The 24,131-nt window shown below is 53.8% G+C and carries 24 protein-coding genes, 1 rRNA gene and 2 pseudogenes (1 of these 27 cut by a window edge); 6 read left to right on the top strand and 21 right to left on the bottom strand.

All coding sequences use genetic code 11. The features are described from left to right. Positions 1–848: ribosomal RNA gene (locus ABC395_RS21210) — 16S ribosomal RNA — on the bottom strand; it reaches 706 nt to the left of the window's first position. 460 nt (positions 849–1,308) lie between these two features. After that, positions 1,309–1,896 carry a hypothetical protein gene (locus ABC395_RS21215; RefSeq protein WP_413005832.1) on the bottom strand — a complete coding sequence of 196 codons (588 nt, stop codon included), beginning with the start codon at positions 1,894–1,896 and terminating at the stop codon, positions 1,309–1,311. A gap of 411 nt (positions 1,897–2,307) precedes the next feature. On the opposite strand from ABC395_RS21215, the gene ABC395_RS21220 reads away from it, so the two are divergent. Then, on the top strand, positions 2,308–2,721 hold the full coding sequence (locus ABC395_RS21220; protein ID WP_413005833.1) for a DUF2614 family zinc ribbon-containing protein: 414 nt from the start codon (positions 2,308–2,310) through the stop codon (positions 2,719–2,721). Between the two features lie 129 nt (positions 2,722–2,850). Here the strand turns inward: ABC395_RS21220 and ABC395_RS21225 are convergent, their stop codons facing one another. From ABC395_RS21225 to uptA, 17 genes and pseudogenes are all read right to left on the bottom strand, one after another. Next, positions 2,851–3,897 carry a glycosyl hydrolase family 18 protein gene (locus ABC395_RS21225; protein WP_413005834.1) on the bottom strand — a complete coding sequence of 349 codons (1,047 nt, stop codon included), beginning with the start codon at positions 3,895–3,897 and terminating at the stop codon, positions 2,851–2,853. Next, complete coding sequence (locus ABC395_RS21230) at positions 3,875–4,561, bottom strand: stalk domain-containing protein (protein WP_413005835.1); 687 nt, start codon at positions 4,559–4,561, stop codon at positions 3,875–3,877. The genes ABC395_RS21225 and ABC395_RS21230 overlap by 23 nt, the downstream gene beginning before the upstream one ends. Before the next feature lie 111 nt (positions 4,562–4,672). Next, positions 4,673–5,107 carry a Fur family transcriptional regulator gene (locus ABC395_RS21235; RefSeq protein ID WP_009671384.1) on the bottom strand — a complete coding sequence of 145 codons (435 nt, stop codon included), beginning with the start codon at positions 5,105–5,107 and terminating at the stop codon, positions 4,673–4,675. Between the two features lie 121 nt (positions 5,108–5,228). Continuing rightward, on the bottom strand, positions 5,229–6,455 hold the full coding sequence (locus tag ABC395_RS21240) for a DUF4097 family beta strand repeat-containing protein (protein ID WP_413005836.1): 1,227 nt from the start codon (positions 6,453–6,455) through the stop codon (positions 5,229–5,231). Positions 6,456–6,460: 5 nt separating this feature from the next. After that, positions 6,461–7,090 (bottom strand): hypothetical protein, encoded by a 630-nt coding sequence (locus tag ABC395_RS21245; protein WP_413005837.1) that lies wholly within the window; start codon positions 7,088–7,090, stop codon positions 6,461–6,463. Between the two features lie 320 nt (positions 7,091–7,410). Next, positions 7,411–8,022: an RNA polymerase sigma factor gene (locus tag ABC395_RS21250; protein WP_413005838.1), complete on the bottom strand. Its 612-nt coding sequence runs from the start codon at positions 8,020–8,022 to the stop codon at positions 7,411–7,413. Positions 8,023–8,176: 154 nt separating this feature from the next. Further along, entirely contained in the window at positions 8,177–8,878 is a 702-nt protein-coding gene (locus ABC395_RS21255; protein ID WP_413005839.1) for an MgtC/SapB family protein, read from the bottom strand. A 48-nt stretch (positions 8,879–8,926) separates the two neighbouring features. Further along, complete coding sequence (locus tag ABC395_RS21260) at positions 8,927–9,403, bottom strand: GNAT family N-acetyltransferase (RefSeq protein WP_413005840.1); 477 nt, start codon at positions 9,401–9,403, stop codon at positions 8,927–8,929. Between the two features lie 106 nt (positions 9,404–9,509). Continuing rightward, positions 9,510–10,958 carry an Asp-tRNA(Asn)/Glu-tRNA(Gln) amidotransferase subunit GatB gene (gene gatB / locus ABC395_RS21265; protein WP_413005841.1) on the bottom strand — a complete coding sequence of 483 codons (1,449 nt, stop codon included), beginning with the start codon at positions 10,956–10,958 and terminating at the stop codon, positions 9,510–9,512. A gap of 22 nt (positions 10,959–10,980) precedes the next feature. Further along, positions 10,981–12,439: pseudogene (gatA, locus tag ABC395_RS21270) on the bottom strand (Asp-tRNA(Asn)/Glu-tRNA(Gln) amidotransferase subunit GatA). Positions 12,440–12,506: 67 nt separating this feature from the next. Continuing rightward, entirely contained in the window at positions 12,507–12,794 is a 288-nt protein-coding gene (gene gatC / locus ABC395_RS21275; protein ID WP_413005842.1) for an Asp-tRNA(Asn)/Glu-tRNA(Gln) amidotransferase subunit GatC, read from the bottom strand. Positions 12,795–13,037: 243 nt separating this feature from the next. Then, the gene (locus tag ABC395_RS21280) at positions 13,038–13,415 is read right to left on the bottom strand and encodes a hypothetical protein (RefSeq protein WP_009671386.1); all 378 of its coding nucleotides are present in this window, start codon (positions 13,413–13,415) and stop codon (positions 13,038–13,040) included. 226 nt (positions 13,416–13,641) lie between these two features. Then, a pseudogene (locus tag ABC395_RS21285) lies at positions 13,642–14,839 on the bottom strand (M24 family metallopeptidase). A gap of 798 nt (positions 14,840–15,637) precedes the next feature. Further along, on the bottom strand, positions 15,638–16,015 hold the full coding sequence (locus ABC395_RS21290; protein ID WP_413005843.1) for a hypothetical protein: 378 nt from the start codon (positions 16,013–16,015) through the stop codon (positions 15,638–15,640). Positions 16,016–16,305: 290 nt separating this feature from the next. Beyond that, complete coding sequence (locus tag ABC395_RS21295; RefSeq protein ID WP_413005844.1) at positions 16,306–16,929, bottom strand: MBL fold metallo-hydrolase; 624 nt, start codon at positions 16,927–16,929, stop codon at positions 16,306–16,308. A 14-nt stretch (positions 16,930–16,943) separates the two neighbouring features. Further along, positions 16,944–17,510: a thioredoxin family protein gene (locus tag ABC395_RS21300; RefSeq protein ID WP_413005845.1), complete on the bottom strand. Its 567-nt coding sequence runs from the start codon at positions 17,508–17,510 to the stop codon at positions 16,944–16,946. Positions 17,511–17,542: 32 nt separating this feature from the next. Further along, complete coding sequence (gene uptA, locus ABC395_RS21305) at positions 17,543–18,136, bottom strand: undecaprenyl phosphate transporter UptA (protein ID WP_413005846.1); 594 nt, start codon at positions 18,134–18,136, stop codon at positions 17,543–17,545. Between the two features lie 342 nt (positions 18,137–18,478). On the opposite strand from uptA, the gene ABC395_RS21310 reads away from it, so the two are divergent. The 4 genes from ABC395_RS21310 to ABC395_RS21325 all read left to right on the top strand — a co-directional run bounded on the left by ABC395_RS21310 (position 18,479) and on the right by ABC395_RS21325 (position 21,345). Further along, a complete protein-coding gene (locus ABC395_RS21310; RefSeq protein WP_413005847.1) occupies positions 18,479–18,934 on the top strand; it encodes a cupredoxin domain-containing protein in 456 nt (151 codons plus the stop codon). Between the two features lie 181 nt (positions 18,935–19,115). Next, positions 19,116–19,430, top strand: a complete 315-nt coding sequence (locus tag ABC395_RS21315) for a dehydrogenase (RefSeq protein ID WP_413005848.1) — start codon at positions 19,116–19,118, stop codon at positions 19,428–19,430. A 130-nt stretch (positions 19,431–19,560) separates the two neighbouring features. After that, on the top strand, positions 19,561–20,490 hold the full coding sequence (locus tag ABC395_RS21320) for a polysaccharide deacetylase family protein (RefSeq protein WP_413005849.1): 930 nt from the start codon (positions 19,561–19,563) through the stop codon (positions 20,488–20,490). An 87-nt stretch (positions 20,491–20,577) separates the two neighbouring features. After that, positions 20,578–21,345 (top strand): TSUP family transporter, encoded by a 768-nt coding sequence (locus ABC395_RS21325; protein WP_413005850.1) that lies wholly within the window; start codon positions 20,578–20,580, stop codon positions 21,343–21,345. Positions 21,346–21,420: 75 nt separating this feature from the next. On the opposite strand, the gene ABC395_RS21330 is transcribed toward ABC395_RS21325, so the two are convergent. Continuing rightward, a complete protein-coding gene (locus tag ABC395_RS21330) occupies positions 21,421–22,080 on the bottom strand; it encodes an NAD(P)H-binding protein (RefSeq protein WP_413005851.1) in 660 nt (219 codons plus the stop codon). Positions 22,081–22,273: 193 nt separating this feature from the next. Beyond that, a complete protein-coding gene (locus tag ABC395_RS21335) occupies positions 22,274–22,555 on the bottom strand; it encodes an antibiotic biosynthesis monooxygenase family protein (protein ID WP_413005852.1) in 282 nt (93 codons plus the stop codon). A 178-nt stretch (positions 22,556–22,733) separates the two neighbouring features. Here ABC395_RS21335 and ABC395_RS21340 point away from each other — a divergent pair, with 178 nt between their 5' ends. Beyond that, positions 22,734–23,969 carry a DUF2167 domain-containing protein gene (locus ABC395_RS21340; RefSeq protein WP_413005853.1) on the top strand — a complete coding sequence of 412 codons (1,236 nt, stop codon included), beginning with the start codon at positions 22,734–22,736 and terminating at the stop codon, positions 23,967–23,969. The last annotated feature ends 162 nt before the right edge of the window (positions 23,970–24,131 follow it).

The raw sequence follows: 24,131 nt of genomic DNA on the forward strand, positions 1-24,131 counted from the left end.
CCCCTAACACCTAGCATGCATCGTTTACGGCGTGGACTACCAGGGTATCTAATCCTGTTTGCTCCCCACGCTTTCGCGCCTCAGCGTCAGTTACAGGCCAGAAAGTCGCCTTCGCCACTGGTGTTCCTCCACATCTCTACGCATTTCACCGCTACACGTGGAATTCCACTTTCCTCTCCTGCACTCCAGTCTCCCAGTTTCCGGTGCGAACCGAGGTTGAGCCTCGGGATTAAACACCAGACTTAAAAAACCGCCTGCGCGCGCTTTACGCCCAATAATTCCGGACAACGCTTGCCCCCTACGTATTACCGCGGCTGCTGGCACGTAGTTAGCCGGGGCTTTCTTCTCAGGTACCGTCACCCAAAGAGCAGTTACTCTCCTTGGCGTTCTTCCCTGGCAACAGAGCTTTACGATCCGAAAACCTTCATCACTCACGCGGCGTTGCTCCGTCAGACTTTCGTCCATTGCGGAAGATTCCCTACTGCTGCCTCCCGTAGGAGTCTGGGCCGTGTCTCAGTCCCAGTGTGGCCGTTCACCCTCTCAGGTCGGCTACGCATCGTCGCCTTGGTGAGCCGTTACCTCACCAACTAGCTAATGCGCCGCAGGCCCATCCGTAAGCCACAGATTGCTCCGTGTTTCACAGTCTCTCCATGCGGAGAAACCGGTTATCCGGTCTTAGCTACCGTTTCCGGTAGTTATCCCGATCTTACAGGCAGGTTGCCTACGTGTTACTCACCCGTCCGCCGCTAACCATCGGAGAAGCAAGCTTCTCTTCAAGTCCGCTCGACTTGCATGTATTAGGCACGCCGCCAGCGTTCGTCCTGAGCCAGGATCAAACTCTCCGATAAAGTTGTGCTAGCCCTAAGGCCAGCGGTTTATCTCAAGCTGATTAAGCTCAAACATTCGTTGCTGACGAGAATTTCTTCTCATTTTAATGTCTCATTACTGAGACACTTCAATCACTCGTTGTTCAGTTTTCAAAGGACAATTTGTAAGTTCTTATCGTTCCTTGTCGCTTTGCCTCGTTTGGCGGCGACTTGACTACTATACCACATTCGGTGTTAGTAATGCAAGAACTTTTTTTGAGCACTCCGTTCGAAGTTAGCGGCTTGTCCTTAGTTAGCGACTTGCCTTTCGAAGGGGCGAAAATTAATTTACCATGAAACCTGTTATGAAGTCAACCCTTTTGGGCAATGGAAAAACATGACTAATGCTGTCTCCTTATTTAACAAGGGTTTGAAGCTTAGAAGAAAGAGAAAAGGCAGCCTATGCAGGCCGCCTGACTTTCTCAATCCGTTTCGGATGAGCTTAATGTTTGAACAAGGTATAGCGCAGCAAGAGCCGGGAACATTCGGCGTCGGCAGGAATCGCGACTTCTTTTACCAACGTTTTTTTGACGAGCTTATTCAGGAGCTGCTGAAGATTGTTGCCCAGGATTTGAATTTCGGGCCGCTCCAGAAGTTCGTCCGTACTCCACGGCTCAGGTCTCGAATCCAGAAGCTGAATAAGCGGCTTGCAGCAGCGTTCCATTTTGGACATCACGGAAAATTCGCATGCCAGAAGAACAAGCTGGATTCTTTGCTTCAGCGTTTCTTTGCTCGTAGTCAGTTCTTCATATAATTTGTACACACCGGTGTTTATCGGACGAACCTGATTCCAGACCGCGTCCTGGACAGTTTCCCCTTCTTCTATGATGACAATGCGCGCCCAATGTTTCAAAGCTTCCAGCACGTTCTGGTAAGCATCGAGCAGATGTTCCTCAAGTATGTAGGACTTGCTCTTCAAATACTTGTTCAGAAAAAGCGAAAATTCCGACAGCAGCTGGCGGTCGCGCAGCTCTTCCGGCATGGAAAGCGCCCGCTCCCGAGAGTCTTCCAAATACAATTGACGATCCAATCGGATCTCCCCTTTCAAAAGACCGTTAACGATATTCGATCTAATCGCTGCAGCAGCCCTGTTCAAGTACGGACGAATTCAACCATCTTCCTTGTATACCATGATTGTCTTCTATATAATGATGTATGGAGTTGTAAGTGTCCGGATGATTGGTAGTAAACCAGCAGAAGGATTACAAATCCCTCTGTGATGAAAGCAACCTGCTGCGGATCACGAGACGAAATGGCCGCGCTTAACGGGCTCCGGTAAATGCCGGCGGAATTATCTTTCCCGCAGCGTGTACATCCGGCTCCCGCAGCCGTCATACGTTCGTTAGAAATGTAATTCTACTTTCCTCAGCCGTTTCCTGCTTACATGAGAACATATTGTGTTTAAATTCCGAAAATGCTTGTAGAAAAGAGGGGAACACCGTTGCTTCTGAAATCAAGTAAAATCAATGAATTCCGCTTATGGGGCCTGCTGTTGACTATGGGCGGCATGCTTATTATGATCATCGGCCTGGCCGGGGTCGTGTTCGACTGGGGCGCCGCCGGACGGATCATTGCCGTCATCTTCTTGATTCTGGGAATGATCAGCATGCTAGGAAGTATGGCCATTTATTTCTGGGCGGGCATGATGTCAACCTCCGCCGTAGCGCTCGATTGTCCCGAGTGCGGCAAAAGGACGAAGATGATCGGTAAAACGGACCGCTGCATGTTCTGCAAGACGATTTTGACGGTTGACCCTTCCATGGCACCCGCGGAGGCCGAGATCGTAGATGAAGACAATATCCGCAAAGCGGAAACCGGTTCCGCTCCGTCCGCCATCGACTCTTCTAAAAGTTAATGCAAAAAGCTGCCATCCATTACGGATGACAGCTTTTTTTGTAGGAATTTAATGATTCCGGACGGCGCGTTCCAAAAAGCAGCCATCTTTCATTTGTCCAGATCTGTTTGACCGCAAAGCCGTTAAGGTTTATTTCGATTGCAGGGCATCGGCAATGACCTGCCATATGGCCGGTTCTTCAAAACCGCGCCGCCATGAGGCGACCCCTGCCAATTTGTATTTGCTTACGATCTCCAGACGGGCTTTAACGGAAGTTTCGTCCTCCAGCCAGATCCGGTTAAGTTTGCCGTCTTCTTTGTACTCGACGTAATTTTGACCGGTGTCCTCGCGGAATTCGGGAGTGAGCCCTTTTTCCTGTATGATCTTGCGGGGTTTCTCCATAAATACGGCTTTCGAGCTCACTTTGGTCCCTTCATCCTTCTGTTCTTCCGTCCATATCCGCGTATAAAAAGGAATCCCCAGCACAAGTTTGGAAGGCGGCACTTTGTCTTCATCCAGTATCTGTTTGAGAGAACGCTCCACCCAAGGAAGGGATGCGACCGATCCCGACTTCGGACTGGTTGCCCAGTGTTCGTCATATGCCATAAGCATCATATAGTCCACTGCCGCCGCCAGTGCGGGCCGGTCATATACGCGGCTCCACGCATCACTGCCCGATTTTGCCGTAACGTCGATAGACAGAACCAGTCCCTGCTCATGGAGCAGCGGAGCCATTTCTCTCACGAACTGGACCAGATGGGGTCCGTCGGATTTGTTCATGTTCTCAAAATCAATATTGATGCCCTGCAAATTATACTGCTTTGTAAAAGAAAGAAGCTGGTTGATCATATTCAATCTGGTTTCGTAGCTTCCCAGCGCCTTGCCTGTCATGTTCGGTTCAAACGAGTTATCGAAAAGCGCCCAAATCTGATAATTGCGGCTGTGCGCCCATTTGATGTAGGCGGGGTCCGCCTGATTCTTGATGCTCCCCTTCTCGTCTGCGAGATGGAACCACGTGGGGCTCACGACATTGAGGCCGGGCATTTCGGGAATAGAGGCCGTTTTGGGCGTCGCCGTAACAACATGTTCCCATGTCATATTGAGCTTGCCTTGAGGTTTCCAGCGCGGCTTCGCGGCGGGAGGCTGAAAAGAGGGAATCTCCTCCCCCTTTTCTTCAACCACCAGCGGCGTCTTCACGTAACCGGCCCGCCCGCCGGTCAGTCTGAACTTTGTACCAGCCGTTCTGTTCGCCCCAAATCATGAGACGCTCGCCATCCGCCAGGCTGCCCATGATCGGGCTGGTAACCGAACCGCCGCTGCGCAGTTCGCCTCCTTCTTTTCCGCGAAACGTCCCCCAGCGTATTTTCTCACCGGGTTTAAAAAGCGATACGGCGCCTGTTTCCGCATCTTCCCTGAGTTCTATGCCGTAAAGCTCCTTAAGGATCGAAACGGGTACATAAAACTCTTTTCCCTGCTTGATCATAGGCGATGTCAGCGGGATTTCTTTGAGATTGCGGGACGCATAAGCTTTGTCGGTCTGGAGCCGCACTACAGCCTGTTCCGTCGTCAAAATAACGGAATTAGCGGAGGGCTCGCTGATAACGGCCGGGTCGATCCATTCAGATATGAGTCCGAGGGGGAGCTTCATGGCGTCTTTGGCCCCCAAGGCGGAGACTTTGTAAGCTTCTCCCTGATAGAAAACCGGCTTGTCCAGCTTGGCGTAGAACGGCGTTATATGGGTATTATTAGGCAGCCGGTTCATGATCAGATAAGCGATGGCCGCCAATAGGATAAGCAAGAGAATAAACGAACGGAACCGGCTCTTTTTGCGCTTCGAGCCGCTCATGTGAGGCTGCTTCAAAAGCTTTTGCACATCCTTTCGAAAAAAAGAAAAACGTATCGGCACGCCCGATAACGAAGAGCGGCTAATACGTTCGCGTAATAACGTGTATGGAAGTTTGAAAACGACGAATCAATGCGTCGCCTTTCCTGCACAATCCGGACAAAGTCCGACGACTTCAAGCCGGTGTCCGCCTACCCTAAAGCCGGTTTGCTGAGCCGCAACGTGCTCAACGTCAACGATCGGCGAGTAATCAAAATCGGATATCTTGCCGCAGCTTTGGCAGCGGGCATGATAATGATCGGACAAATCGGCATCGAAACGGCTGGAATCGTCCCCGTAGGTCAATTCCCGTACTAACCCCGCGTCTATGAACACTTTCAGGTTGTTGTAAACCGTGGCCACGCTCATATTCGGAAATTTGGATTCCAACGCCTTGTAAATCTCATCAGCCGTAGGGTGGTTGAAGGAGTCGAACAAGTACGTCAAAATCGCGTACCGCTGCGGAGTCATGCGAACACCTGTCGTTTTAAGTTTGGCAAGCGCTTCTTCCAAATGTTCGGACATGATTCTCACCACCTGTTAGTAAGGGGCAGTACTGTGTACTCTGTGGACACAGATACAACCTTTCTTCTATTGTACGTGTGAGAAATTGCACTTGTCAACGCCTGTTGAGGGCGTAATGCGTTTAATTTACGGTTTCCAGGGAAATCTCGCCATCCGTCCGGATCGTAAGAACATGTTCACCGCTTCCCACAGTACCGCTCAAATTTTCCTCCACGAGTTCGACAGGAAGTCCCGTCCGGAGCGCTCTCGCGGAGCCTTGGACCTTAAAGCCCGCACCCGCCGGAAGGCGGACTGTAATCCGGCCGTTGCTTGTGCTGGCCTGCCAGTCTCCGGCCATTTCGGCGGATTCGAGCCGGACCGATCCGTTCTCCGTCTCCGCTTGAACGCGTCCGGAGACATCTTTGATTTTGACGCTGCCGTTATCGGTACGCGCCACCGCGTCTCCCTTCACAGAAGAAAGGGTGACTTTACCATTGGAGGCGGCCGCTTGTACGCCCGCTCCGGCTTCCCGGATAACGACTTCGCCGTTGACGGTTTGCGCCTTGACGGCTCCCGAGATGGAGGCGGCACTGATTTTGCCGTTTGACGTAACCGCTTCTACATGCCCCCGGATATCCGTTAATTCCACCGATCCGTTGCTCGTATGGGCGGATAGCAGGTTCACGGTCCCCAGGCCCGCCGCGTGGACGGCACCGTTTTCGGTTTCGGCCAGGTAATCCAGAGAGGCCGTACGCGGCAGCGTAACGGTAAAGTCTATCCTCGCTTTATTTTTGACAAACCAAGCCTTCGTATATTCTTCTCCAACCGCTTTAAGCGTTAATTCAGTTCCTTGAACGCTCTGCTCGACATGTGAAGCATCCGCGATTTTGCGGGCTTCCTGTTCATCGGAGGCATTCACCCAGACCGTTGCCTGTATCCGGACGGTATCCGTGTCTCCGGCTGCCAGTTCAATGCGTCCGTTCGTGTTGACCGCATGAACTTTGGTTATCGCCGGAGCCAGCGCGAACTCCTCCGGTTCTTTGTCAAAGCTCTGCCCCTGTACCGAGCCGATCTGAAGGTTAATTCCTGAGAGCAGTTGGCTCGCTCCCTGGGAACCGACGACGACGGCACAGATTATGACCGAGAAGAAAATGGCCACGGGGTCGAGTTTGACGGCAGTTCCCTTGGAATTGGACAGGAATTGCAGCAAAATCAGTTCCAGACCTGCGGCCACAAACAAAAGGGGCCACCATTTTATCAGCTGCCCCAGCATATGGGTACCTGCGGCCCGGTCCAGAAGCATCGACACGCCAACCGTGACGAACAGCACAGCCGCGGTGAATCTGCCCGCTTTTATCAACCCGATCACCCAATCTATTGTTTTCTTTTGGTTTCCCAGACAAAAAGAGCAATTCCGCCGATAATCAGAACGATGGCTCCGAAATAGGAACCGAACAGCTTAAAGAAAGATTCCAGCCATACGGGCTTGCTGCTGGCGAGAAAAAGGAATCCGCCGGCCGCAATCAGCAGAATACCCAGGTTACCCCCTTTAGCCAGCTTTTGCAGAGGGTCGGTCAATTCTTCGGATTCTCCGTAAAAACGACGCCTGTTAACGATATCCGTAAGCTGTAAAGCTTCAAATACGTTATAGAAGTAAATAACCGGCAGAATGAGCGAGAACAACGTGATCATGGCCACGTTCGACCCCTCATCTCTCGTTGCGAAGAGCACAATCGCGAAAATATCCATAATGACGAGCATCATGATAAACAATCCGCGCTGCATCATCCCCACATAGAACTGGCCGGTTCCCGGCATCATCAGAGAAAGAAGCATAGCCAGCCATTTCTTCTTGGGCGGCTGCTGAAAATACGGGGGATATGGCGGTATGCCGTAAGGGGGGCCGGGCGGATAATTCCGCTGCTGCTCCTCATAAAAGTGCGGGTCTTTCAAGTCATCCATCTCGGGCGAGCCTCCTGGGGTGTAAGAAAATTGTTGAGACATTCCGTACCTCCTTGCTGCATGATCGTCATGCACGTTATCCTATCCTGCTGGACAAATGTTGAACAAATTCGGACCAATCGGCCACATGCGAATTCAAAAGCTTCAAAAGACCGGTGTTGATAAATATATAAGTAGCCGCTGTGGCGACGAAAAGATTGACGAGTTCCGAATGTCTGCGTTTCTTCGGCGCTACGGGCCGAAATCCAGGCACGGTATTTCCCGCGGCAACATCCTTCATCACACGATCGGTGAAATTCGCGGAAGGGTGGAGCACCTTCATGCCGTTAAGTTCGGCTTGGAGTGCGGGCGGAAGTTCCGGGCTATTGTGAAGCGCGTGAAGCCGGGGCTGACTGGGACGTCTGGGAGTTCGTTCGGGCATCTGGATACACCTCCAACCATTTTTCTTTAAGCATGGCTTTGCCGCGATATAAGCGCGTCTCGATCGTCTTCAGAGGAAGATCGGTCACATCCGATATTTCCTGGTAAGACAATTGTTTGAAGTGATAGAGATACATCACCAGTTTGTATTTCTCCGGCATTTCGGCGATCAACCGGTGAACGGAGTCGCTCTCTTCATGACGGATCGCCTGCTGTTCGGGCTCTGTCCTGCGGTCGGCCAACCAGGTTTTGAGCTTGTCGAGCAAGGGGACTACGGGACGCCTGCGCTGGGCACGGCGGTAATCCGTAACGAGGTTAACCGTCATCCGGTATAACCAAGTCGTGAATTTGCTCTCCCCTCTGAAATGGGATAAAGAGCGGTACAGTTTAAGAAACACTTCCTGGGACAAGTCTTCGGCGGTTTCGCGATGGTTCACCATCCGGTAAATCAGCGTATACACGTAGCTTTTGTGGCGGTCAACCAAAACGCGGTACGCTTCCGCCTGCCCCCGGTTAATCTGATCCACCAGCTGTTCGTCTGTCAGGTGCTCCATTGCTTCACCGCCCTTTCTCTTGTGCCCTCTTTACTATAACTATAACGCGCTTAACATCCGATTTACATATCTTTTGACGATGCGGATACATACACCCCTTCAAACTCATTAAAAAAAGAAAAAGCAGGGCTTCCGCCCCGCTCCACATTTCCAACTATTCCATCGTTACCCCTACCACGCCGTCCAAATGCCGGATATCGTCCAGCAGGAGAGGAATCATGTGATAGTCCGGAATGACGACATTCAGATAGATCATGACCGTCTGCCGGTCGTCCCTCTCTCCTCTTTCTTCTTCATCCACACCGAATTTGCGTATCTCCACTTTATTATTTTCGAGGATGCCGGAGATTTTGCCCAGGTTGCCGGGCCGGTCCAGTGCATGAACCCGGATCAGATGGCGCTTCTTGGCGCCGAAATATTTATGCTCGATTTTATTTAAAATCCACAAAGAAAGAATGACCATAATCGTGGACAGGATGGCCGCGTAATAAAAACCGGCGCCCGCTGCGAGACCGATCGCGGCAACGACCCACAGGGAGGCTGCCGTCGTAAGCCCGGATACGGAAAAGCCGTTGCGTATAATCGTCCCGGCACCAAGGAAACCGATTCCGCTGACTACTTGAGCCGCCAGCCGGGAAGGGTCCATCCGCACATTCAACTCCTTGGAAAACTCGCTGAACCCGTAGATGGAAAGCAGCATGATTAAAGCGGAACCGACACAGACCAGGATATGTGTCCGGAATCCGGCCGCCTGGTTGCTCAGTTCCCGCTCGAAGCCGATCAAGCCTCCAAGCACTAACGCCAAAATCAGTCTAATCGTCAAATCCAACTGCCCGATTACCCAAGGATCATTCAACTTCGTTCCCACGCTCCTTATCTCGTCGTGACCTGTCCCGCCTCTGTTTCATTGTATGCCCCGCATCTTCTCAAATGTCACCAAAGCGACGGAAGGGGAAATCGTGCGTTTACCGGTACGGTGAAAGCCGAATTTCTCATAGAGAGAGACGGCGGGCAGGTTAGCTTCTCCCGTAGACACGACAAATCTGCCGGCCTGCGGGTTAGCCGCAAGCGCATGCCGAATCAGTGCGGAAGCAATTCCTTGACGGAAATGACGGGGATGGACCATCATTCGCGTTATCGTCAGCTCTGTTCCGTTCTCTTCCCATGCGATAGCGCCCGCAAGTTCTTCCCGCTCCTCCGGGTCATTGAGATAATACCCCGTAAACGTCTCTTTGGAACATTTCAGAGTTAACGGGCTGTCCTTTAGGGGCGGAATGTCTTTGTACCCGATCAGCTCCGCTTCCACGAGATAAGCGGATGTCTGCAGTGCAAGCAGCTCAAGCACGGCCTGAACATCTTCCAAGGGAATTTGTCTTATCATCGTTTTCATCTCCTCCTACCCGTTTTATGCCATTCTTATTGTAAAAAAACGGCATATCCTGATGGACATGCCGTTGGGTGTGCTTAACATTCTTTAGCTGTTCGGCTTATTGCGCCTGCAGAGTCTCCACGATCAGCTTGTTGACCAATCCGGGATTGGCTTTGCCTTTCGTTTCCTTCATAACCTGGCCGACAAGGAAGCCGACCGCCTTCTCTTTGCCCGCTTTATAGTCGGCTACAGACTGCGGATTACCCGCTACAACCTGCTCGACTACGGATTTAATGGCACCTTCGTCACTGATTTGTACGAGGCCCTTCTCTTCAACAATCTGCTGCGGAGCTTTTCCGCTCTCGATCATTTCTTTAAACACGGTTTTGGCGATTTTGTTCGAAATGGTGCCTTTCTCGATCAGACCGATCATTTCACCGAGACCTTGACCGGTTATCCGGATATCACCAAAGTCCAGTCCTCCGGCATTGAGATAACCGAGAAGGTCACCCATGATCCAGTTGGAAACGGCTTTCGCATCGGCCGTGTACTGAAGGCTTTCCTCAAAGAAATCAGCCATTTTCATGGAAGCGGTAATAACCTCGGCATCGTAGCTCGGAAGTCCATACTCGCTTACGTAGCGTGCTTTACGGGCATCCGGAAGCTCCGGAATCGACGATTTGACCCGCTCTTTCCAGGCGGCATCGATATGCAGGTTCACAAGGTCCGGATCCGGGAAATAGCGGTAATCATGCGATTCTTCCTTGCCCCGCATGGAAATGGTTTTGCCTTGGCCTTCGTCCCAGCGGCGCGTTTCCTGGACGACTTCGCCCCCGCCGTTCAGGACTTCGGCCTGGCGGATTTCTTCATATTCAAGACCGCGCTGTACGCCGCGGAACGAGTTCATGTTCTTAAGCTCCGCGCGCGTGCCGAATTTCTCCTGACCTGCCGGACGGATAGAGATGTTGGCGTCGCAGCGCAGGGAGCCTTCTTCCATCTTGACGTCCGAAACGTCACAGTAAAGCATGATGGCGCGAAGCTTCTCCAAATACGCGCGGGCCTCTTCCGGAGAGCGGAGATCCGGCTCCGAAACGATCTCGACCAGCGGCGTGCCGACCCGGTTGAAGTCAACCAGTGAAGCGTATCCGCCGTCGACGTGAGTCAGCTTGCCCGCATCCTCTTCAAGATGCAGCCGGGTGATGCCGATGCGCTTCGTCTTCCCATCCACTTCAATGTCGATCCAGCCGTTCTCGCCGATCGGCTTGTCGAATTGGGAAATCTGATACGCCTTGGGCGAATCCGGATAGAAATAGTTCTTGCGGTCGAATTTCGTCACGTCCGCGATTTCGCAGTTCAAAGCCATGGCGGCTTTCATCGCATATTCGACCGCCTGCCGGTTAAGCACCGGCAGAACGCCCGGATGTCCGAGACAGACCGGACACGTATGCGTGTTCGGAGGCGCGCCGAACGAGGTTGAGCAGCCGCAGAAGATTTTGGAATTTGTATGCAGTTCAACGTGAACTTCAAGCCCGATCACGGTTTCGTATTTCGTTTCAGTCGCTGACAAAAAAGATCCCTCCTGTTACGCGTTATAGCTGCGGACGCTGCTTGTGATGATCGGTGTTCTGCTCGAAAGCGTGAGCTACGCGCAGCACGGTGGACTCGTCCAGCGCCTTCCCGATAATCTGCAGTCCTACAGGCAGGCCAGAGGCCAGACCACACGGTACGCTGATGGCCGGAATACCTGCCAGGTTGACCGGAATGGTCAAAATATCGTTCAAATACATCGTAAGCGGGTCGCCTACCTGCTCTCCCAGACGGAACGCCGTCGTCGGAGCCGTAGGACCGATCACGACATCGTAGTTGGCGAAAACTTGATCGAAATCCTGTTTGATCAGCGTGCGGACTTTCTGCGCCTTCAAGTAATAGGCATCATAGTAGCCGGAGCTGAGCGCATAAGTACCGAGCATGATCCGGCGCTTCACTTCCGGACCGAAGCCTTCGCTTCTGGACATATGGTACATTTCCAGCAGGTTGTTCGCGTTGTCCGTGCGGACGCCGTAACGGACGCCGTCGTAACGCGCGAGGTTGGAGGACGCCTCCGAGGAAGCGAGCAGGTAGTACGCCGCGACGGCATACTCGGAATGCGGCAGGGAAACTTCCTCGACGACCGCTCCCAGACCTTCCAGCACGCGGAGCGCTTCCTGGATCTTCTCCTTCACCTGCGGGTCGACGCCGGCACCCAGGTATTCTTTCGGCACCGCGATGCGGAGCCCTTTCACGTCGCCGGTCAATGCGGAGACGTAGTCGGGAATCTCCACGTTCGCCGACGTGGAGTCCTGCGGATCGTGGCCCGCAATCGACTGGAGGACGTAAGCGGAATCTTCGACGTTCTTCGTCAGGGGACCGATCTGGTCCAGCGAAGAAGCGAATGCGACAAGTCCGAACCGGGACACGAGCCCATAGGTCGGCTTCAGGCCGACCACGCCGCAGTAGGCAGACCGGCTGGCGGATCGAGCCGCCGGTATCCGAGCCCAGCGAGAAATACACCTCGCCGGCGGCTACGGAAGCCGCGGAACCGCCGCTGGAACCGCCGGGTACGCGGTCGAGATCCCACGGGTTGCGTGTCGCATGGAACGCGGAGTTCTCGTTGGAGCCGCCCATGGCGAACTCGTCCATGTTCAGCTTGCCGACCGGAAGCGCCTGAGCTTCCTTCAGCTTGCGCATTACCGTCGCGTCGTAGACGGGCGTGTAGTTCGACAGGAACTTGCTCGCGCAGGTGGTCGTGACGCCTTCGGTCACGATGTTATCCTTGATTCCGGCCGGAAGACCGAACAGGATTCCCCGGGATTCTCCAGCGGCAATCCGCTCGTCCAGAGCTTTGGCGGAGCGGCGGGCATTCTCCTCGTCGAGCTTAAGGAATGCTTTTACTTTGCCGTCCACTTCGGCGATCCGCCGGTAAGACTGATCGACCAGCTCCGTGACGGATACCTTTTTATCCAGCAGTTGGGTATGTAATTCTTGTAATCTCAACTCAAATAGCGACAACGTAAGGTGCCTCCCTTCAAATAACAGACAACCGTGCAAAATCAAAAGTCAGGTTAATGATTCGTATTTATTCCATAACGGCAGGCACTTTGAACTGCCCGTCTTCTTCTTCCGGAGCGTTCAGCATCACTTTGTCCAAAGGCAGGGACGGACGCACTTCGTCCTCCCGCGTCACGTTCTTGACGGACATCGCATGACTCGTCGGCTCCACATGTTCCGTATCCAGCTTTCCAAGCTGCTCGGCGTATTTCAAAATAGCGTTAAGCTGCTCCGTAAATTGTTCCTTCTCATCGGCAGAAAGATCAAGGCGGGCCAGCTTGGCCACGTGTTCGACATCCTTAATAGTAATGCTCACAGACGATTCGCACCTCTCTTTGTATGTACACGCCAAATTCATTCTACCTATTATAGCCTAGTTATTTTTTGATCTCAATTGATTCCCGGCCGAAAACGCAGAAATAAGCGCCGGAATTTCGCGGCTTTCCCGCAGCGCATCCGTTCTATCGCAAAAAGAGCCTCTCCCGGGTCATCGAAGACGGAAAGGCTCTCTTTGCATTCTTTTGTACGGGAACATGCCCCGAAAAGCTCAAACGGTCATCTATATCCAAGCGCGAAGGTTCACCTGTTTGATGAAATCCTCGGCGCTTTGAACTTCTTTGCTCTTCTCTGCAACGATTTCAACCGGTTCGCCGTTCATCACTCGGTTAAACAGTTCTTCATTGCGCGTCGCCAGCGCGAAGTCGATCAAGGCTTCCTTCTCCAAACGGTCGACTTCCTGACGAAGCAGGACTTCTTCCAGTTCGATATCTGAGGCGGGCACGAAAAAATGTTTATTCAGCTTCGGCACTCGGATGACGTAGTCGAACAAGTTGTCGTTGTTGCGGTCATAAGCGATGATGTAGGCGTAATCGCCGATCGGCAGATTCTGCTCCAGCCGGTCTTCCACGATGATGACGCGCGCTCCCAAAGACAGCATCCGGATTCCCCCTTTCCCATGCAGAGCGGGCTGAGCTGCCCTGTTCCGATTCTTCTGAAAAGCGATGCGGTTAAGCTGCGGCTCTACTATCGAATCTAGCATGGATTAGTAACATCGTACTAAAAAAAGAAGAAGCTGTCCATAAACGTATCCCTGTTTTCGGGAAGGATTGTGAGAGTTTTTATTGACCTCCGGTTGAACCTCTGCCGCGGAAACGGGGCTGATCTTAAAGGACTAGAACGCCCTCACGGGATACGGTCAACTTCTCAAAGCCGGTTTCCGTAATTGCATATGTGTTCTCGATTCCGACAACGCCCTGGCCGGGGAATGTGAATTTCGGTTCTACGGCGATTACCATGCCGGGCTCGAGTTTGTATTTAAACCCTTTCGCCAATACAGGAAACTCGTCGATTTCAAGCCCTATCCCGTGCCCGAGGAACTTAACCTGATCCATGCCGTACCCCATAAAATGGCCGCCCAGCCCTTCGGCGGAAGCCGTGTCCAGCGCTTGCAGGTAGAGATGCTCCGCAACGGTACCGGGCTTCATCATCGCCTCGGCTTCCTTCAAAATTTTCTCCGATATTTCGTAAGCGCGCTGAAGCTCATCTGGCAAAATGCCGATCACCGCGGTCCGCGTCTGATCGATCACGTAGCCTTCGATGTTGCAGCCGATATCGATAAGGATAGGCTCGTTCCGGCCGATGGGCCGGCTGCCCGCGCTTTGCGGACTTGCCGGGCTGAGCCCCCTTCCTCCCGCGGGACCGTCAAAATATGTCGGCTCGGCCGCAGCCGCGCCCGCCGCCACGCAGCCCGTAATAAGCTCGGAGTTATACGCGCGCATGCGCATAAGCCCAAGGTGGCCTTGCAGGCGGTTCTCCCGCTCGATGATACTCATCAGCTCGAACTCGGGCATCCCTTCACGGATACCGGCCAGCGCCTTCTCCAGCGTCCGGTCGATAACGGCCGCGGCCTTGCGGATGAGCGCGATCTCATCGGCGGACTTGATCATCCGCAGCTCCTTCGACGAGCAGCGAGCCGTCCTTCCACTTCACGCCCGGGAAGGCTCCTTCTAGACGCTGGAACTGCTGGACGGGGAGCACGTCGAACTCCGTGGCGATAACGGGTTCTTTCCCGGACCCGAATACGTCGGGGTAACGACCGGCGAGCCTGTCTTTGAGCGTACGGAGGGAGCCGAGTTCCTCCACTTCCGCGAGCGACTCCTGCCGCGCTCTCGTGATGCTGCGGCGCACAACGAACAGGGCATCGCCTTCGGCGGGCACGAACAAGTACCCGTTCTGCATGGAGCCGTTAAAATAGTACAAGTCCATATGGTGATTGACCAGGAAACCGTCGATTCCGCCCGCCTGCATCGCCTTCTGCAGCCTCCGCTGTCTTTCCGCGTACGGATGATCCGTTGTTTTCATTAATTATCCATCCCTTCCTACGGTTCTTATACCGTCATCATACCCCGCTCCGGCATGGGGGCGCAAACAGATTCGGGGCGGCAAAACACGGACTGAAAGCGCCGTCGGGAGCTACGGGGCGGTCATGGGCAAGGTCGCGGGAACGTTCATTGGGACGGCCATGGGGACGGTCATGGGATGGTCATGGGATGGTCATGGTTCAGTCACGGGTTCTGCCTTACTTATGCTCATCCATAACTGGCTCCATTTGTGGAATCGTCTAGGCTGCTGCCGGGAATGAGCCGGTAACGATAAAGGCGGTTCGGCATTGATTCAAGTTCATTGGAATGCCGCGGGGGACACTCCCAGGTTAGCCGGCAAAATGTTGCGGGGCTGGTCCGGGGCTGCAGGAGCACACTGCATGCAGCCTTTAAGCCGGACCGATAAGCGTATGTTGGTGCGAGGGATGAAGCGGATAACTGAAATTTAAAAACGGGAGCCGCCGAAGCACCGCTTCAAGCGGGCTTTTTTTAAACGGGGGGATTATGAATCCACAAAACGAAAATAAAAAAACGCAAACCCGCGGCATCTGCCGAAAGCTTGCGTTCTTCGCAAACAAACGTATTCGTTTCGTGACTTCTTTTTCCAAAATATCACATTTGTGTCATACAGGCAAGCTTTTTATTTCGGCTTAATTAAATCATCTTCAAACCGGCGCCCCGTGCGGATACAGCCTCGTCAAAATAAGAACCCGGACGCTTTCGCATCTGGATTCTTCGTGTTGTTCTTAACCGGTATTTGTTTCGGACTGCCGTTCAACTAACATTTTTTGACGTAACCGAAACCGCTGGAAATGATGACGAGGAGGATAAAAAGAACAAGAATATAGGCGGAATTGTCGGTCCAACACTTTTTCGCGACCGGCTTGACGGGATGACAGACAGGATAATGCGGTTTACAGCTTGCCACATACACCGGTTTTACGATAGGCATAGGCGGCGTATGAATGACCGGAGAAGGCAGCGGTCCGGGATAAGGCAGCGGAGTCGGCTGCATGGGCATCGTTTGAATAGGCATAGGCGGCATAGGTGCTGGCATAGGTGCCGGCATCGGCGGGGGTGTTACGGCCTGGGGCATGGGCGCCGTCTTTTTGGGTGTGTAGACGGGACCGGTGTACGTTTTTTTAACATATTCCATTAGTTATTCCCTCCTGTATGTTACCGTTCCGTATTTGGATGACATTACGCGGAAAGTAGGCTTACAGCCTTACACCAACAGTCTATGGGTTTGTTCCCGCCCGGAACACGGTATATACCCAGCCCCTCAAAATTAGGCCTCCTGTATGAAAAAAAGCCTCCGGATGCCGTGCCCCGGCAAATGCCCGTCCGCTGACGCCGGTTGTCACGCAGGATCCGCTGGTCAGCAAAAAAGGTGTTCGCCCGGCTTGCATTCCGGAAGCTTTTTGAAGCAGTAAAAATTTACTGCCCTTAAATATAAGGATTGTTCTGTTTTTCGTAACCGATCGTCGTCTTCGGACCGTGGCCCGGATAGACCGTAACGTCGTCGCCAAGCTCAAAGAGCTTGCCGTGGATGGAGTCAAGAAGCGTGTTCCAATCGCCGCCAGGAAGATCCGTACGGCCGACGGACAAGCGGAACAGCACGTCTCCGCCGATCAGGTGGTTGTCGAACAGGAAGCTGACGCTGCCCGGCGAGTGGCCCGGGGTGTGAAACACTTTGATCTTGGTGCCGAAAAATTCGAGCACTTGTCCCTCGTCAAGCGCATATTCGGCCGGCTCGACCACGATCGGGTCCGTAACGTCCGGCCAGCGCGCGGAGCCGTTCAGCTTAGGGCTGCCCAGCCAGTCGCTTTCGGCGTCGTGGAGATAGACCGGGCACTTCTTCAGCTCCCGGAGCTCCTGCACGCCTCCGATATGATCGAGATGCGCATGCGTAAGCAGGATGGCTTCGATCTCCATGTCCTTAACGCGCTTGAGCAGCGGTCCGGGCTTCATGCCGGGATCGATGACAGCACCCTTGCGCCCGCTTTCGTCGGTCAGCAGGTAAGCGTTCGTTCCCATGGGGCCGAGCGTAAAAGTTTCGATTCGGATCATGTCTACCCCTCCTGTCAGAACGTGGAAAGCAGCTGGCGGAGCTCGCTTACGATGACGGACTGGTAGCCGACACCTTCGCCGTACTGGCGGAGCATTTCCGCGCGTACCGCCTGGATTTTATCGTTATAGTCGGGCGCTTCGCGGTCCGGATTCTCTTCTTTGAAAGCTCTCATGACAGCCTGTACCCGTTCAGGACGCGGTCCCCATTTGCCAAGCACGTGCCCGCCCGTATCCGTGAAAATCACGACCGGAATGGAGCGTCCGCCGAAGGTCAGGAACTGGTCCATAACATCGGTATGTTCCTCCATAATCAGGACTTCCACCGGTATTCCGCTGTTTTCCAGCGCCTTGAATACGACCGGAATGTTGCGTACGACATCGCCGCACCACTCTGCCGCAATGATCGCACAGCGCAGGTCGTCGCGATTGTTGAGGGATTCGAAAAATTCACGGTCTTCCTCCGTCTCCCACTGGAACTTGCCGGACCAGTCAAGAAACGCTTCCTGATTGCGCTGCATGCTGTCGATAAACTGTTGAGGCGTCAAGCCTTTGCCGATAACGGCGGATAAGTTGGTGCTCATAAAATCCATCCCTTCCTTGGCGGCAAACGGCGTTATTTACGCTTTGCCCGCATTTTTTTGGCTACCAGATAAATGATCATAAGACCGATAGCTGCGATTAGAATCGGAACTGTGTATTTGCCTGCAATGTCGTCGATGTTCTCCCAATTGTCTTTCAGAGTCATCCCCAGATAGACAAACAGCATGGACCACGGAATAACCGCCAGCGTCGTATAGAACGTGAACAGTCCCAGCGGCATTTTGGCAAGCCCCGCCGGTACCGAGATCGCATGCCGGACAACCGGTATGAAACGGGCCGTAAAAATAACGCCTGTTCCGTATTTGTTGAACCAGGTCTCCGCAACGTCGATGTGATGCTTATTGATGAATATGTATTTGCCGTACCTTTCCAAAATAGGACGTCCGCCGTAACGGCCGACCCAGTAGACGAAAATCTGGGCGATAACTCCGCCCACGGTGCCGAAAAAGACGGCGCCCGCAAAACCGATCTCGCCTTTGGCTACCAGATAGCCCGCATACGAGAGTACGATTTCACTCGGAATGACTTCGATCATCAGCCCGAGCATGACCCCCCAGTACCCGAGGCCTTCAAAAAATACCAAAAGCGAATGAATAATCTCTCCCATCTCCAACCCACTTTCCCCAGCATGATTGTCGATTCGCGGTTGTTTCCGCGCTTTCTTCTCGTATAATCTCCCCTATTCTACCATAGAGAAAGGCCGTCAACCACTTCCTATACTCCCGGGTTTTGTAAAGAGACGTAAACCTCCCGCCCGTAGGCCGATAAAGCCGCCGGCTTATCCGGCCTTCCCCGGCGCGTCTCTTGTTTGCGGCGTAACCGGGTCGCCGGGTGTAAACCGTGCCGGACGCAGAAGGCCGGACGGACAAATTTTACTTGTCCGGTTATTTTCATCATGACCTTACAAGCCCGTGCATATAGTGTACAAACTGGTCTGGGGGGAAAGCTCATGTTCAAATCTTTTGTGCTTAAAAAATATCACTTCGTCATGTTTCTCGGATTTCTTTGCGTAGCGTTTGCGGCGGTTCTGTTTTTCCGTAATCCGCAAATCTTGTCTACGGCGGCGGAGCCTGCAGCGACTACGGAACGGACAATCCAGCTCGTTACGGGGGAATTTTCCACAAAGCTGGATAACGGCAAAGAAATCGAGGCTTACCGGTGGGACCCCGGCACGATTGTCGTCCGCAAAGGCGAAAATATCCGGCTCAGCATTTACGGAGTCAACGGAGCCAGCCATCCTTTTATTATCGAAGGTTTGAATATCAAGGGTGAAGTTAAAAAAGGCAAGGAAACGGTCGTCAGCTTTAAAGCGGAAAAAGCGGGAACTTACCGGCTCATCTGTACGACTCACACGGATATCGCCCACAGCGGGCCGATGATCGCTTATATTAACGTCATTGACTGACAGGGAGCCTCAGGCTTCCTTTTTTTTATTGTCCGCCGGTCCGTTCACCGGGCTCGTCACCTCCGGTTCCCTCCTCATCCCTACTTTCCCTTACTCTTCGGGCCGGTCCGCTGCCTCTCTTCCCTTCTCACTTCAGGCGGGCCGGCCGCATACAATGAAACAGAGTCAGGAGGCGATCCGGTTGAAAAATAAAACAAACGAAAAGCACAAGCCGCAAATTCCGAGCGCCCGGGGAATACGCCGTTCGTGCAGCCGCGAGCTTTACCGAACCGTTAAAAGGCTGAAAATGTATGTCGCTCCGGAAAAAATCGAGGAAGCGGAGAAGATATACACCCGGAAAGTAGCCCAGCACATCGCGTTTATCGTCGAGCATTCGGATAACCGCAAAGTCCAGGCGGACTGGTGGGAAGAGCACGTCGCTCCCGAGATAGCCGCTCTGTGGGACGTGAACGCCGATACGCTGTCCAAAGCGTTCCGCAGTGCGTATGGGGGTTAAGAATGGGCCGGTCCGCGTTTGCGGAGCCGGTTTTTTTTGCGGCAGAGCGGATCCGGCAGCCGGATGAAACGGGAATGGAAGGGCAGGATAACCATATCGGATATGCAAACGACAGGAGGATTCAATCAGCATGAGCATCAGTTCCGGGCCCGCCAAGGCCCTTCCTTTACGGCGTACGGCCGCGGCCTGCGCGATTTTCGCTTTCTTCTCCCTGGCCCCCGCACCCGCGCTCGCATCCGGCAGGCTTCCTGCCTCAAGCGGGTTATCGCCGGCGGCGTCCGGTACGGCGGACGCAAACGAACAGCGGCTGAGTTCAACCGCTTCAGCGGATTCGATACCTGCGGGTGAAAGTTCGCATGCCGCCGCTAAGCCCAGAGACCGGGATTATTACGAGCAGCGCGGAGAAATCGTATGGGAGGTTCCGTCCGCGGGCAAAGTGATCGCGCTGACGTTCGACGACGGGCCGAATCCGGATCAGACGGCGCAAATTTTGGACGAGCTGAAAAAGTACGGGGCCAAAGCCACTTTTTTCGTGGTCGGCAAGCGGGCCGAGAAGTTTCCGGAACTGCTCAAACGAGAAGCGGCCGAGGGGCATGAGATCGGCAACCATACGTACAGCCATCCTTTCCTGACCAGCAGCCGGTCCACGGAAAGCATACGCGCCGAGATTGCGGCGGGGCAGAAGGTGATTAAATCCATAACCGGAAGCGCACCTGTCCTGTTCCGCCCGCCGGGAGGCTATTACCATGAAAGGCTCGTTCATGTCTCCCTGGCGGAAGGGTGTCTGCCGATTTTATGGTCCTGGCACCAGGATACGGAGGACTGGAAAGCTCCCGGCGTGAGCCGGATCGTGAACAAGGTGCTGAACAACGCCCGCAAGGGTGACATTGTCCTGTTCCACGATCATGTCCAGGGTTCTTCGAACACGGTAGACGCGCTCCGTAAAATTCTGCCGGTGCTGTCAAAGCGCGGCTATCATTTCGTAACGGTTTCGGAACTGCTGAAACTGCGGGGTTCAACCAGCGGAGTGAGCAAGCCTTCCGATTCCAAAACGGAATAGGTCGGCCCGCAATTTCATCTGTCCTCCCCCCTTCTTCCGATGTACAATGGGTAAAAGGATTACGGCTGGAGGACGGTGGCTTTACATATGGACGTTTTAAGCTGGGAGATGCTGCTTTTTCTGATCGTAACCGGGTTTCTGGCCGCTTTCGTGGATTCGGTTGTCGGCGGAGGCGGTTTGATTACGGTTCCGGCGCTGCTGTTCACGGGCCTGCCGCCCGCGCTAGTTCTCGGAACCAACAAGCTGTCGGGAACGATGTGTTCGCTGACCAGCATGACCTCGTTCCTGCTTTCGGGAAAAATCCATTTCCGGCTGGCGGCGGCTCTTTTTCCCCTGGCCCTGGCCGGCTCGATGCTCGGGGCGATGCTGGTGCACCGGATCCCGTCCGAGTTCCTTAAACCGCTGGTCGTGGTGCTGCTCATTGCCGTGACGGTCTATACCCTGCTCAAAAAAAACTGGGGAGCGGCGTCCACCTTCAGCGGACTCACTCCGCGCAGCAGGTTATGGCTGGCGGCCGGTGCTTTCGTAATCGGCTTTTACGACGGCTTTTTCGGACCCGGAACGGGTTCGTTCCTTATTTTTCTGTTTCTGCTGCTCGGCTTTGATTTCGTGGGAGCCTCCGCTAATTCGAAAGTGCTTAATTTCGCCAGTAATGTCGGGGCCCTGGTCACCTTTCTGATGCTGGACTCCGTAAACCTGACTTACGGAATTCCCATGGGAATCGCCATGATCGGAGGTGCGCTGGTCGGAACCCGTTTCGCGATCCGAAAGGGAGCCTCCTTCGTTAAGCCGCTTTTTCTGATCATGACCACGGTGCTGATCGGCAAGCAGCTGTGGACGCTGATCGTGTCGTGACCGGCAGCCTTCCGGATGCCGCGCAAACCGAAAAGAGCCTTGCCGTTCAATCGTGAACGGCAAGGCTCTTTCGCATTATATCTGGTGCGATTCGTAGATGCGGATACTTTCCCCTTTTTGCTTGGCGGCTTCCGCCATTCCCGCGGCGACCCGCTGAGCCGTAATCGGCCTATATTTACGAAGACCCCCCGCCATCAGGAAAGAGAAGGCTTTCGCGGCAACGGCTCCCGCTTTCTCGCCGAAACGGAATTCCTCCCTGTCTCCCAGCAGAAGGGACGGTCTGAATATTCGCAGTTTACGAAGTCCCAATCCGGATAAACCATGCTCCAGATCTCCTTTGACCCGGCTGTAAAAAAATTTGGAATCCCGCTTCGCTCCCATGGCGGAAACGACGAGAAATTGGCGGGCCCCGTACTTCTTGGCCAGCTTGCCCAGCAGCATCGGGTATTCGTAGTCGACTTGGCGGAACTGTTCCCGCGTCCCGGCTTTCTTAATCGTGGTGCCCAGCGCGCAGAAGACATCCGCCTGCTTTAATTCCCCGCGCAAAGCTTCCTCCAGCTCCTCCGGGTTCCAATCCGTCACGATCTGATGAAACTTGCTTTCACTGTCCCGCCCCTCGATAGGATTACGGACTAAAACGATAATTTTCTCGTAACCGGGATCGGCGATAAGAACAGAGATCAACTCTCTGCCTATGAGTCCCGAAGCTCCGGCTATTATGGCAGTTTTTTTCATTAAGCAGCACTCCTGGTTTAAAAACGTAAAAACGGGTTAAATACATGAAGATTTTGCCATCCGGCGCTTTGTCATTCCACGGGAAGTGCGGAACTTAGGCCTAAAAGGCACCTCTACAAATATAAACAGCCCCGAAGCGGGGCCGTTATTCTATAAACGAATAGATGCGGGTTAAAGTTTCGGATGCTTTGCCTTAAATGAGCGTCTCGCCTTCAAAATACGATAGACGCGCTTTCGGTTTCATCTCCTGGCCTCCGTGCCCGCCGTGAGAACGTTTGAAAACCTCGCTTTGGGTGTACGCCTCGAACGCATCTTTATTCTCCCACTTCGTGATCACTTTAATCGACTGTTCGTCGGTCCAGACTTCCAGTCCGAGAAAGCCTTGGAGTTCTTTCATGTTGGGCGCCTGCTTGCGGAACATTTCGACCATTTGCGCAGGATTGGGAACTTCGATGGTATTTACGGCAATGTACATCTTGGACATCCTCATTTCTTATTTAGGGTACGAAACTTATGTATAGTGTAGACCATCGAGAGCGGAGAAACAAATAAACGCGGATATTAACCATTATTTACCTTGTAAAATAATTAATAAGATATATAATGAACAATATTTAATAAATAAAGGATTTATAAACAAAGGAGAGAAAATTTTGAAGCTTCCCAAGTTAATATCCCTGGTAACCGGCGCAGCCCTCTGCGTCTCTTTATGGACGGCTCCCGTCTCGGCTGAAGAAACCTTAAACTGGGTGGAAGGGCCGAAAAAAGTGGAACTCGGCCAAATCGCCGAGCTGGACCTGGCCAAAGATTTTGTGTTTTTAAACGATACCGACACCAAAAAGTTTGAGCAGCAGAACGGTTCCCACGTAAACAACCGTGAAATCGGATCGATCTTCCCGAAGGACGAAAATCAGAACTGGGCGGTTATTTTCGAATACGACGACACCGGTCACGTCAAAGATGACGAGAAAGATAAAATCGATGCGGACGAGCTTCTTGAAAGCTACAAGACCGGAACGGAAGAAGCGAACAAAAGAGGGGATGTATCCAACCGCCTGTTCGTCGACGGCTGGGATGTGAAGCCTTTTTACGACAATGACATACATAGCCTTTCCTGGTCCCTGCTGGGCCATGACTCCAAGGACGAAAAATTCGTCAACTATAACGTCAACGTACTTACCCGGGAGGGCGTGATCTCCGTCGTTCTCGTGTCCGACCCGAAAAATCTCGCCGCGGACCGCAAGGTCTTGACCTCCTCCATCCTGCCCAAGCTGCAGGTTAAGGCCGGAGAGCGGTACGAAGAATACAACTCCAAAACGGACAAGCTGGCCGAATACGGTCTGTCGGGCTTGATTCTCGGAGGCGCGGGCCTGGCGGTCGCCAAAAAAGTCGGTCTGATCGGCCTGCTGCTCGTCTTCCTGAAAAAGTTCGGCGTCATCCTTGTCGCCGGCCTCGCTGCCTTGTGGCGGTTCCTCCGCGGCAAGAAAAAGAAAGCGGCGGCCGAGCAGGCAGCCGAGGCGCGTGCCGCCGAAGCGCGGGCAGCTGGACTGACGGCAGCCGGAAGCACCGCAGCCGCGGCCGATACGGCGCTTCCCGCGCAGAACGCGGACCCCGCTTCCGGGCCTTCGGCGGAAACGCCGGCGCTGCAGGCTGACGGCGCAAACGGGCGCCCGGTGATGCGGATGCTGTCCGGCGGCGAAGCTCCGGCGGGCCTCGGTGCTCCCGCAGACGCCCGGGCTGACGGCGACGCCGGGACTGACCCGGCGCCGGAACGGTCCGTATCCGAGGCGGCTCCCGCAGACGGAGCCGGAACCGGCCGCACGCCTCTTGCGGAGGAGGATTCTCTCCGTAAGTCCGGCCGGCCCGAAGATCCGGACAAGAGCAAGTAGCCGGCGGCTGTAATCGCCGCGCGGCGCAGAAGTATAAAAGGCAGTTCCCGTATGATGACGGGAGCTGCCTTTTTCAATGCGGAGACGCGATATGCTGCGGTATGTACTCTTGGCACGCTCTCGGTGTGCTCTCACGCTATGCACTCTTGGTGCGCTCTCAGA

Origin of the sequence: Paenibacillus canaveralius, assembly GCF_047238265.1 — a bacterium.
GTDB lineage: Bacteria > Bacillota > Bacilli > Paenibacillales > NBRC-103111 > Paenibacillus_F.

Excerpts from the sequence above, each read along its gene's own strand:
- ABC395_RS21235 (WP_009671384.1), bottom strand. The coding sequence starts at position 5,107 with ATGTCCGAACATTTGGAAGAAGCGCTTGCCAAACTTAAAACGACAGGT.
- ABC395_RS21245 (WP_413005837.1), bottom strand. The coding sequence starts at position 7,090 with ATGTCTCAACAATTTTCTTACACCCCAGGAGGCTCGCCCGAGATGGAT.
- ABC395_RS21250 (WP_413005838.1), bottom strand. The coding sequence starts at position 8,022 with ATGGAGCACCTGACAGACGAACAGCTGGTGGATCAGATTAACCGGGGG.
- ABC395_RS21260 (WP_413005840.1), bottom strand. The coding sequence starts at position 9,403 with ATGATAAGACAAATTCCCTTGGAAGATGTTCAGGCCGTGCTTGAGCTG.
- ABC395_RS21280 (WP_009671386.1), bottom strand. The coding sequence starts at position 13,415 with ATGCTGTCTTTGGGAGCGCGCGTCATCATCGTGGAAGACCGGCTGGAG.
- ABC395_RS21290 (WP_413005843.1), bottom strand. The coding sequence starts at position 16,015 with ATGGAATATGTTAAAAAAACGTACACCGGTCCCGTCTACACACCCAAA.
- ABC395_RS21295 (WP_413005844.1), bottom strand. The coding sequence starts at position 16,929 with ATGATCCGAATCGAAACTTTTACGCTCGGCCCCATGGGAACGAACGCT.
- ABC395_RS21300 (WP_413005845.1), bottom strand. The coding sequence starts at position 17,510 with ATGAGCACCAACTTATCCGCCGTTATCGGCAAAGGCTTGACGCCTCAA.
- uptA (WP_413005846.1), bottom strand. The coding sequence starts at position 18,136 with ATGGGAGAGATTATTCATTCGCTTTTGGTATTTTTTGAAGGCCTCGGG.
- ABC395_RS21310 (WP_413005847.1), top strand. The coding sequence starts at position 18,479 with ATGTTCAAATCTTTTGTGCTTAAAAAATATCACTTCGTCATGTTTCTC.
- ABC395_RS21320 (WP_413005849.1), top strand. The coding sequence starts at position 19,561 with ATGAGCATCAGTTCCGGGCCCGCCAAGGCCCTTCCTTTACGGCGTACG.
- ABC395_RS21325 (WP_413005850.1), top strand. The coding sequence starts at position 20,578 with ATGGACGTTTTAAGCTGGGAGATGCTGCTTTTTCTGATCGTAACCGGG.
- ABC395_RS21330 (WP_413005851.1), bottom strand. The coding sequence starts at position 22,080 with ATGAAAAAAACTGCCATAATAGCCGGAGCTTCGGGACTCATAGGCAGA.
- ABC395_RS21335 (WP_413005852.1), bottom strand. The coding sequence starts at position 22,555 with ATGTACATTGCCGTAAATACCATCGAAGTTCCCAATCCTGCGCAAATG.